The sequence below is a fragment of the Craterilacuibacter sp. genome (assembly GCF_051659485.1).
In the GTDB taxonomy this organism is placed as follows: Bacteria; Pseudomonadota; Gammaproteobacteria; order Burkholderiales; family Chromobacteriaceae; genus Craterilacuibacter.
The window spans coordinates 1-9,492 of sequence record NZ_JBOFOO010000187.1; the positions used below are offsets into that span (position 1 = coordinate 1).

Below are 9,492 nucleotides of genomic sequence, written 5' to 3' on the forward strand. Positions count from 1 at the left end.
CGCGTCAGTTCGCGCTGCCCTACGCCGAACAGGCTCTCACAGGGCGGATTGGCATAGACGATATCGCTGTCGTGCTCGACCACCAGTACCGGGGTGTCGAGCAGTTCAAGTCCACAGAAGTTTGAGTCAGGCATGACATGGGCCAGGGTAGGGGTAGCCCTTTAGCTTAAGCAATAAATAGTCCAAGACGTTTGCTGCAATTTCAAGCTGAAAATGGATAGGCCGAAGTTTACGGGCTGAGGCCTAGTTCTCTTTGCAGGGCCTGTACATTGCGCTCCCTATCTTTAATGGTCTCTCGTAATGCGGTATTCCGACTATTCTGCTCACTCGTGGCGCGTGCCCCTTGGCGCAGGCTAGCTTCGCTATTTGAGAGCGAGCGGCGTGCGCTATCCAGTGCGCTTTGTTCATTTGACAGTTCGCTTTGCAGTATCTGGCGCCGGCCGCCATCACGCTGGCGCTGGGTTTCGGGCGCAACAGAGGGGAAGCCTAAGGTTTGGTTTGTGCTGTTATTGCGGGCAGGGGGGCGTGTCGTGCTTTGGCTACCTGTGGCTGCCGGTACCTTGATGTTCAGCGCCTTGGCGCCGCGTACGGGGATATTGCTATAGGTAACATGGCCGTCCTGATCGACATACTTATAAATAGTCGCTGCGCTGCAGGGTAGGCTGATTAAGCTGAGTGATAAGAAAACAATCCCTGATTTCATGGTCTGACAATGCTAAGTGGAGTAGATGCATGATAAGGAAAAGTAGCGACTACGTCATGAACAAATAAAAGCGGCAGCCTAGGCTGCCGCTTTTATTGTTACAAACCTGAATTAAAGGCTGTAATACATGGCAAATTCGACTGGATGTGTCGTCATGCGGGTCAGATTAACTTCCTGCATCTTCAGTTCGATGTAGGCATCAATCCACTCGTTGGAGAATACGCCGCCACGGGTCAGGAATTCGCGATCCTTGTCTAGTGCTGCCAGTGCTTCGTCCAGCGAGGTGCACACGGTAGGGATCAGCTTGTCTTCTTCAGGTGGCAAGTCGTACAGGTTCTTGTCGGCAGCATCGCCTGGGTGGATCTTGTTCTGGATGCCGTCCAAACCCGCCATCATCAATGCGGTAAAGCACAGATAAGGGTTGGCCAGTGGGTCCGGGAAGCGCGCCTCGATACGGCGGCCTTTTGGATTGGCTACGTGCGGGATACGGATGGACGCCGAGCGGTTTTTGGCCGAGTAAGCCAGTTTAACCGGTGCCTCGTAGTGTGGCACCAGACGCTTGTACGAGTTGGTGCCCGGGTTGGTGATGGCATTCAGTGCTTTAGCGTGCTTGATAATGCCGCCAATGTAGTAGAGCGCCATATCAGACAGGCCTGCATAGCCGTCACCAGCGAACAGGTTTTTGCCGTCTTTCCAGATCGACTGGTGTACATGCATGCCGGAGCCGTTGTCGCCAACAATAGGCTTGGGCATGAAGGTTGCCGTCTTGCCATAGCTATGTGCCACATTGTGAACAACATACTTCAAGATCTGGGTCCAGTCGGCGCGCTGGGTCAGCGTGCTGAACTTGGTGCCAATTTCGTTCTGGCCGGCGGTAGCCACTTCGTGATGGTGTACTTCAACCGGAACGCCCAGCTCTTCGAGTAGCAGTACCATGGCGGAACGCAAGTCTTGCGAAGAGTCGACCGGTGGTACCGGGAAGTAGCCGCCCTTGATGCCAGGACGGTGGCCAGTATTGCCGCCTTCAAATTCTTCGGCCGATGCCCAAGCCGCTTCTTCGGCCTTGATCTTCACGAAGCAGCCGGACATGTCGGTGCCCCAGGTGATGCTGTCGAAAATGAAGAATTCGGGTTCCGGGCCGAAATAGGCGGTGTCACCAATGCCGGAAGCCTTGAGGTAGGCTTCGCCACGTTTGGCGATGGAGCGTGGGCAGCGATCGTAGCCCTTGCCGTCGGCCGGGTCGACCACATCGCAGCTCATGAATACAGTCGGTTCATCGAAGAACGGATCAATCTTGGCGGTAGCCGGGTCCGCCATCAGTAGCATGTCGGAAGCCTGTATGCCTTTCCAGCCAGCGATGGAGGAGCCATCGAAGGCATGGCCGTTTTCAAACCAGGCATCTGCGTCTTCGGTAAGAACATGTGCAGGAATGGATACATGCTGTTCTTTGCCGCGGGTATCGGTAAAGCGAAGGTCGACAAACTTAACGTCGTTCTCTTCGATTAGTTTCAAAACGTCTGCTACCGCCATGATGATCTCCTTAAGGCCATGCGCATCGGGTGGGATGCCGCAAAAAATGACACAAAGCTTAAGCATTAAACATGCCAGCTATAATTTAATGCTTTACCCATTGTGCCATAAGCGCGATGAGTTGTTGATGCATATTGACTGTTCGTTTTTGGTGCGTAGTGCGCCGCATGATGCACCAATTTTGTGCATCATGAAGAGGGTAGTCAGATGGGGGTTTGGAAGTTATGCTGAAACCCTGTTTAAAACAGGCAAGGAGAGTGTTATGAGTCATCGCGCCGAAATTTTACAACGTGCCCACGATAGGGCCGTTGAGTCGGGTTTGTCTTACTCTGGTGCAGTGACGCCTGAGGATGCTTGGGAGTTGCTTCAGACTTTGCCTGGCGCCCGTCTGCTGGACGTCAGAAGTAGTGCCGAGTTGCAACTTGTCGGTGCGGTGCCGAATGCCTTGTGTATCGAGTGGAAAACATGGCCGGGCATGTTGCCTAATCCGCATTTTTTGGCACAGGCCGAGCATCAACTGGATAAGGAAGATGCCGTGTTGATTCTGTGCCGTACCGGCGTGCGTTCTGATGAGGCTGCCCGTATGTTGGCCGCCCATGGTTTTTCCAGCGTATACAACGTTCTCGAAGGGTTTGAGGGTGAGAGGGATAGCTTAGGTCATCGCGGTCAGCTCACTGGCTGGAAGGCTCGTGATTTGCCTTGGCAGCAGGGCTGATGCATATGCTTTATGGTTGATGTTTTGTGCGCGGCGAGGCAAAGTGTCTGCTGTCGCCCCTTACCCGGCCTGTCTATTTTGCGAGTTGCCCTGATATGACCGAACGTTATGCCGTAATTGGAAACCCTGTGTCTCACAGCCAGTCTCCGTTGATTCATGCCGAATTTGCTCGTGCCTGTGGTCATGCCATACGTTACGAAAAATTGTATGCCGAGCGGGGCGAGTTTGCCGCGGAGGCGGAGAAGTTTTTTTCTGCTGGTGGGCGGGGTTTGAATGTGACTTTACCATTCAAAGGAGAGGCTTTTCGTCTGGCGGATGAAGTCTCGGAGCGGGCGCGTGCAGCCGAGGCGGTCAATACCCTGAGCCTGCGTGACGGCAAGTTATACGGCGATAATACGGATGGTATCGGCTTGGTGCGGGATATTGTCCAGAATCTGGATTTTCCTATTGCAGGAAAGCGCGTGTTGATTCTGGGCGCGGGCGGCGCGGTGCGTGGTGTGCTCGAGCCCTTGCTGGCAGAAAAGCCAGAGAGCCTCACCATCGCCAACCGCACATTGATAAAGGCTGAGGCGCTTGCCCATCATTTTGCGCCATGGGGGGCGCTTATTGCTGTCGGTTATGCCGAGCTTGAGGGGCTGCATTTTGATATCGTGGTTAACGGGACGTCCAGCAGCCTATCTGGGGAGTTGCCGCCAATACCACATGGCCTGTTTTCTCCGCGCACGCTGGCTTACGATATGGTGTACAGCCGTGGCCTGACGCCTTTCCTGCAGCGGGCACAAGGTGAAAATTCGGGCATGCTGGCGGATGGTTTGGGTATGCTGGTGGAGCAAGCTGCAGAATCGTTTTCCATCTGGCGTAATGTTCATCCAGATACCCGTCAAGTCACGCATATGCTGCGTGAAGTTCTCGCCTGATTCATTTTTCAGGGCGGCGGCGTTTGCCGGCGCCCTTTCTGTGCTTCCTTCCCGGTTTTTTCTGCTTATGCGTTTTGCCCTTAAGGTTTCTGCTGCTCTGCTCGCTTTGTTGATGCTCTACAATCTGTGGATTTTTGGCCATATTGTGTACTGGCGTAGTAGTAATCCGTCGACCAGTGCGTTTATGACCGAGCAGTTGGCGCGTTTGCAGGAGGAAAATCCGGATGCCGAACTGCGGCATCGCTGGGTGCCCTATGAGCGCATTTCATCCAACCTGAAGCGGGCCATTGTCGCCTCCGAGGACGCGAAATTTGTTGATCATGAAGGTTTTGACTGGGATGGGATTGAAGCCGCTTTCGATAAGAACCTGAAACAGGGGCGTATTGTGGCAGGTGGGTCGACTATCAGTCAGCAGTTGGCTAAAAACCTGTTCCTGTCCGGCAAGCGTACACCTTGGCGCAAGCTGGAGGAGGGGGTGATTACCGTGATGCTGGAGGCTGTTATGGACAAGCGGCGCATCTTCGAAATTTACCTGAATGTGATCGAGTGGGGCGATGGCGTATTTGGTGCCGAAGCGGCCAGTCGCCATTACTTCAAAACGGGGGCCAACCGTTTGTCTGCGGCACAAGGTGCAAGGCTGGCAGCGATGGTGCCCAATCCGCGCTACTACGATACCCACCGCAATGCCCGCGGTTTGGCGCGTAAAAGCAATATCATCCAGCGGCGCATGCGTTATGCCGATGTGCCATGAAATTCCACAGGTTTGGCGCTGGAAGCGGTTTGCGCTTCCATGCTAAAATCCTGCCTTCCTTCGTTCCTGCCGCACAAACGGGTGCGGTATTCGCATGGACTTACCCAGTCAAATTTTAATGAACATTCAGTTTACGACTGAAGCACTAATACCCCGCCGTTAAAACCCGCGTGCGTTTGCCGCCGCCAGTTACGGTGGAAGGAGGCGCGCATGACGGTTCTCGAGAAAAAGCCAACCGATCGTCTGCAGGATAGTCTTGCCCAAGTTCAGCGTCTTATCGAGCGTCACCACTTGGTCGAAGAGCTCGTTCACCGGCAAGCCATGCCCAAGCATGGCCTGGTTGAAGAGCTGGTCCACAAGCAGAACATCAATGAGCTGCACCATAAGCTGGATCAACTGCATCCGGCAGATATTGCCTACATCCTAGAGTCTTTGCCGCTGGATGACCGCCTGCTGGTCTGGGAGATGGTCAAGAGTGAGCGCGATGGCGAAATTCTGCTTGAGGTGTCCGATGCGGTACGCGAAACACTGATCGAGTCCATGGATGCGCACGAGCTGGTGGCTGCGGCCGAGCAGCTGGATGCCGACGAGCTGGCTGATCTGGCACCGGACTTGCCGCGTCAGGTTGTATATCAGGTGATGGGCGGTCTCGATGACGAGGAGCGCGAGCAGTTGCAGTCCGCGCTTTCGTTTGAGGAGGGGCAGGTTGGTGCATTGATGGACTTCGAGCTGGTGAAGATCCGTGCCGATGTCTCATGTGAAGTTGTGCTGCGTTATCTGCGCCGTTTTGATGAATTGCCCGACCATACCGACAAGATTTTCGTGATCGACGATAACGACATCCTTAAAGGCGTGTTGTCGATCAGGAAATTGCTTGTTTCCGATCCTGATGCCGATGTTTCCGACGTGATGGCAACCGAAGTGGTGACTTTTCACCCTACAGATGATGCCGAAGATGCGGCATTGGCATTTGAGCGCTATGACTTGGTGACGGCGCCGGTGGTGGATGAGAAAGGTGTGCTGATCGGCCGCCTGACCGTGGATGAAATGCTGGATGTCATCCGTGAAGAATCCGAGAGCGAAGTACTTAACCTCGCCGGTCTGCGCGAAGAAGAAGATTTGTTTGCGCCGGTAATCGATTCGGTGAAAAACCGCTGGGCATGGCTGGCAATCAATTTGTGCACCGCTTTTGTCGCCAGTCGGGTGATCGGCGTTTTCGAGGGTGCGATCCAGCACTTGGTGGCACTGGCCGCCTTGATGCCTATTGTGGCCGGGATTGGTGGTAATTCGGGTAATCAGACGATTACCATGATTGTACGCGCATTGGCCATGGGACAGATGCAGCAGAGTCAAGCCTGGAGGCTGTGGCGTAAGGAACTGGGGGTGAGTGTGATCAATGGCCTGGTGTGGGGGGGCGTTGTTGGTCTGGTGGCCTGGTGGCTGTACGACAGCTTCTCTCTGGGGCTGGTGATGACGGCAGCGATGACACTCAATCTGATTTTGGCGGCCACCATGGGGGTGCTGGTGCCCACCCTGATGCAGAAAATGGGACGGGATCCGGCGTTGGGTTCCAGTGTGCTGATTACCGCATTTACCGACTCCGGAGGCTTCTTTATCTTCCTGGGGCTGGCTTCGATTTTTCTGATGTAAAGCCATGACGACGATACGAGATGCACTGCTGTGCACTACCTTGCCGCGACTGGAAGCCCGCTTGTTGCTGATGGCGGCAACGGGCTTTGATCGCTTGCATTTGCTTGCGCATGATGATGAAACCTTGTCGATGGCGCAGCAGTCAGCCTTTGATGCACTGGTGGCTCGGCGGATAGCCGGCGAACCGGTTGCCTATCTGTTGGGTGAGCGCGAATTTTACGGGCGGATCTTTTCGGTTACGCCGGACGTATTGATACCGCGACCCGAGACGGAACATCTGGTCGACGCTGCGTTGGAAAGGGTGGGGCGAGGGCGTGCTGCGGCTGTGCTTGATCTGGGGTGCGGTAGTGGTGCCATTGCCGTGACGCTAGCGCTGGAGGCGCCTTCATGGCAGGTGTCTGCCGTGGATCTGTCTTCAGATGCCCTGTGTATTGCATCGCGTAACGCCAATCAGTTGGGGGCAGTAATCAGCTTTCATGAGGGGAGTTGGTATGCACCATTATCTGCAACACAGTGCTTTGATCTGATTGTATCCAATCCGCCGTATATCCACCGCGATGACCATCACCTGAATATGGGCGATGTACGCTTCGAGCCGGTGATGGCTTTGACCGATGGCGCGGATGGTTTGTCCTGTTTGCGTGCGATTGCCGAAGGTGCTCTGGCGCATCTGCTGCCTGCCGGCTGGCTGATAGTCGAGCATGGTTATGATCAGGGAGCCGCGTGCCGCAGTATTTTTGCTGCCAGCGGTTTGCAGGTAATTGAGACTTTGCCTGATCTGGCTGGCCTGGACAGGGTTACGCTGGGGCAGGCACCAAAATAGCAAAAGGCAGCCAAGGCTGCCTTTTGCTCAAGCCGTATATTGCAGCTTAGTGGTGGTGACCATGCTCGCCGTGTGCGTGGCCGTGTGCGATTTCGTCAGCACTGGCTTCGCGCACATCGGTAATCTTGCCTTTGAAGCGGATGGCCATGCCGGCCAGCGGGTGGTTGGCATCAACGATAGCATTGCCGTCCGCGATGTCGGTGACGCGGAACAGCAATACATCGCCGGTTTCCGGATCATCGGCTTCGAATACCATTCCGATTTCGATGTCGGCCGGGAAAACATCCAGCGGCTCAACGCGTACCAGTTCTTCTTCCGGGTCGCCGAATGCGTCATCAGAAGTCATCATGACGTCTACGCTGTCGCCAGCGGCCTTGCCGTGCAGGGCTTCTTCAACCAGCGGGAAAATGCCGTCGTAGCCACCGTGCAGATAGGTAATTGGCTCTTCGGACTTGTCGATCATCTTGTTGTCGGTGTCGAACATTTCGTAGTCGAGCGTTACGACAGAGTTTTTAGCGATTTGCATGAATGTAGTCCGTGCAGAAAGTAGTGAGTAAATTGCGAGTGGCTGCCACTGTGGCATGTATTTGGAGCACGGGCAGACTTGCACCTGTGCGTATTGTAAACCATCGCGCTACACATTAAACGGGAAACTGCCATGGTTGTGAATGAGTTGTTGGGTGATATGCCGGCTGAAGTTTTTTTACGTGAGTACTGGCATAAGAAGCCATTGTTGATTCGCGGCGCGTTACGCGATGTGGGGGTGCCGGTTGATTTTGACTGCTTGTGCCGTCTGGCGCAGGACGAGGATGTCGAGTCGCGCCTGATCGAAAACCGCCAAGGAAACTGGCATCTGGAAAACGGGCCGTTTCGTGCCTCCCGCTTCAAGCGTCTGCCTGATAGTGACTGGACTTTGCTGGTGCAAAGCGTCAACCACCATTTGCCACATATTGACGAGATCCTGTGGCGCTTCAACTTTATTCCTTATGCCCGACTGGATGACCTGATGATCAGTTATGCGCCGCCTGGGGGGACGGTCGGGCCGCATTTCGATTCCTATGATGTATTCCTGCTTCAGGTGGGGGGGCGCAAGCGCTGGCAGATTTCAGCCCAAAAAGATGATGCCTTTATCGAGGGGGCACCCATCCGTGTGCTTAAGGATTTCAAGGTCGAGGAAGAATACATTCTGGAGCATGGCGACATGCTCTATCTGCCGCCGCGCTACGCACACTATGGTGTTGCGTTGGAACCGGGGATGACATATTCGGTCGGTTTTCGTGCGCCAAGTGCGCAAGAGTTGGCCACTGAGTTTCTGGTGTATATGCAGGACCGCGTTTGCATTGATGGGCGCTATGCGGATCCCGGTTTGCAATGGCAGGCGGATCCTGCCCGTATCCCGCAGGGGATGGTTGACGATATTGCGCAAACGCTGGCGCAGATTAGCTGGGACAAGGCGCTGGTCGCAGATTTCCTTGGCCATTACCTGTCCGACCCCAAGGCGAATGTCTTTTATGATGCACCGGAAGATGAGCTGGATGAGGAGGCCTTTTTTAACGAGGTGCAGCGCGAGGGCGTGGTGTTGAGTCGTAAGAGTCAGATCTTGTATACGGATACATTGCTGTATTGCAACGGAGCTTTGCTGGATGTCGACGCGGATACTGTTGCGACATGGCAACGCTTTGCCAATCAGCGCATGCTGGAACCTAGAGAGGTACTAGATGATATGCTGGAGGCGTTGTATCAAGGCTATCTGGATGGCTACTGGTTGCCGGCTACGGGGCGTTTACAAAAATAATACAAGTGAATGCTTGAGGTTATGACCGGTAATCGATATGATCTTGCACTAGCTGAAAAGTGCTGGGGGTAGATTGTTGCGCTGCGACAACTTGGGTGACTAAGAATGTTAAATTTCATTTGAGTTCCCTCTTCCCAGAATTTTTTTTCGTGCTAGAATCGGTCGCACAAGCATTCTGATTGAATCCCGGATCGGGGTTTAGCTGAAATAACCGTCTTGTTCTCACTCTTAAATAGTTAAAGGTATGCAAAAATGAAACAGTCGCTCCTCGTCGCTGCTCTGTTGGCTGTAGCTCTGTCCGCTTGTGGCCAAAAAGAAGAAGCCGCTCCGGCTGAAGCTTCCGCCCCGGCTGTCGAGGCTTCGGCTCCGGCCGTTGAAGCTTCGGCTCCGGTTGAAGCTTCGGCTCCAGTTGATGCTTCGGCTCCTGCTGTTGACGCTTCCGCTGCTCAGTAATCGCTTCGCGATATTGAAAAAACCCGCTACGGCGGGTTTTTTTGCGTTGGTCGTGCTGTAAAAAACAGGCCGCCCCATTGCTGGGCGGCCTGTTGCATGATGCTTACTGTAGCTGTTCAGCCAGCTTGCGTACGATCTGGCTGGATAGTGCGTCC

General features: G+C 54.4%; 10 protein-coding genes. 6 read left to right on the forward strand and 4 right to left on the reverse strand.

Annotated features, from left to right (window positions below):
* Positions 1-229 precede the first annotated feature (229 nt).
* Positions 230-703: a DUF4124 domain-containing protein gene (locus ACRC1E_RS06775; RefSeq protein WP_438514350.1), complete on the reverse strand. Its 474-nt coding sequence runs from the start codon at positions 701-703 to the stop codon at positions 230-232.
* Between the two features lie 111 nt (positions 704-814).
* Positions 815-2,233: a type I glutamate--ammonia ligase gene (glnA, locus tag ACRC1E_RS06780; protein ID WP_438514351.1), complete on the reverse strand. Its 1,419-nt coding sequence runs from the start codon at positions 2,231-2,233 to the stop codon at positions 815-817.
* A 46-nt stretch (positions 2,234-2,279) separates the two neighbouring features.
* On the opposite strand from glnA, the gene ACRC1E_RS06785 reads away from it, so the two are divergent.
* From ACRC1E_RS06785 to prmC, 5 genes are all read left to right on the forward strand, one after another.
* A complete protein-coding gene (locus ACRC1E_RS06785; protein ID WP_438514352.1) occupies positions 2,280-2,948 on the forward strand; it encodes a rhodanese-like domain-containing protein in 669 nt (222 codons plus the stop codon).
* Positions 2,949-3,043: 95 nt separating this feature from the next.
* Positions 3,044-3,865 carry a shikimate dehydrogenase gene (aroE, locus tag ACRC1E_RS06790; protein ID WP_438514353.1) on the forward strand — a complete coding sequence of 274 codons (822 nt, stop codon included), beginning with the start codon at positions 3,044-3,046 and terminating at the stop codon, positions 3,863-3,865.
* A 67-nt stretch (positions 3,866-3,932) separates the two neighbouring features.
* Entirely contained in the window at positions 3,933-4,616 is a 684-nt protein-coding gene (gene mtgA, locus ACRC1E_RS06795) for a monofunctional biosynthetic peptidoglycan transglycosylase (RefSeq protein ID WP_438514354.1), read from the forward strand.
* A gap of 210 nt (positions 4,617-4,826) precedes the next feature.
* Entirely contained in the window at positions 4,827-6,266 is a 1,440-nt protein-coding gene (mgtE, locus tag ACRC1E_RS06800; RefSeq protein ID WP_438514355.1) for a magnesium transporter, read from the forward strand.
* A gap of 4 nt (positions 6,267-6,270) precedes the next feature.
* Positions 6,271-7,089, forward strand: coding sequence for a peptide chain release factor N(5)-glutamine methyltransferase (gene prmC, locus ACRC1E_RS06805; protein ID WP_438514356.1), 819 nt, complete (start codon positions 6,271-6,273; stop codon positions 7,087-7,089).
* Positions 7,090-7,135: 46 nt separating this feature from the next.
* Here prmC and ACRC1E_RS06810 read toward each other — a convergent pair whose 3' ends face one another.
* Positions 7,136-7,615 (reverse strand): FKBP-type peptidyl-prolyl cis-trans isomerase, encoded by a 480-nt coding sequence (locus tag ACRC1E_RS06810; protein WP_438514357.1) that lies wholly within the window; start codon positions 7,613-7,615, stop codon positions 7,136-7,138.
* Between the two features lie 132 nt (positions 7,616-7,747).
* Between ACRC1E_RS06810 and ACRC1E_RS06815 the strand changes: the two genes are divergently transcribed.
* Positions 7,748-8,884, forward strand: a complete 1,137-nt coding sequence (locus ACRC1E_RS06815) for a ribosomal protein uL16 3-hydroxylase (protein WP_438514358.1) — start codon at positions 7,748-7,750, stop codon at positions 8,882-8,884.
* Positions 8,885-9,112: 228 nt separating this feature from the next.
* Here ACRC1E_RS06815 and ACRC1E_RS06820 read toward each other — a convergent pair.
* Positions 9,113-9,492: hypothetical protein (locus tag ACRC1E_RS06820; RefSeq protein WP_438514359.1), on the reverse strand; the 380-nt coding region annotated here is incomplete at its 5' end.

Bases quoted from the DNA above. Each gene is read 5' to 3' on its own strand.
- ACRC1E_RS06815 (WP_438514358.1), top strand. From the start codon at position 7,748: ATGGTTGTGAATGAGTTGTTGGGTGATATGCCGGCTGAAGTTTTTTTA.
- aroE (WP_438514353.1), top strand. From the start codon at position 3,044: ATGACCGAACGTTATGCCGTAATTGGAAACCCTGTGTCTCACAGCCAG.
- ACRC1E_RS06775 (WP_438514350.1), bottom strand. From the start codon at position 703: ATGAAATCAGGGATTGTTTTCTTATCACTCAGCTTAATCAGCCTACCC.
- mgtE (WP_438514355.1), top strand. From the start codon at position 4,827: ATGACGGTTCTCGAGAAAAAGCCAACCGATCGTCTGCAGGATAGTCTT.
- glnA (WP_438514351.1), bottom strand. From the start codon at position 2,233: ATGGCGGTAGCAGACGTTTTGAAACTAATCGAAGAGAACGACGTTAAG.
- ACRC1E_RS06810 (WP_438514357.1), bottom strand. From the start codon at position 7,615: ATGCAAATCGCTAAAAACTCTGTCGTAACGCTCGACTACGAAATGTTC.
- mtgA (WP_438514354.1), top strand. From the start codon at position 3,933: ATGCGTTTTGCCCTTAAGGTTTCTGCTGCTCTGCTCGCTTTGTTGATG.
- ACRC1E_RS06785 (WP_438514352.1), top strand. From the start codon at position 2,280: ATGACACAAAGCTTAAGCATTAAACATGCCAGCTATAATTTAATGCTT.
- prmC (WP_438514356.1), top strand. From the start codon at position 6,271: ATGACGACGATACGAGATGCACTGCTGTGCACTACCTTGCCGCGACTG.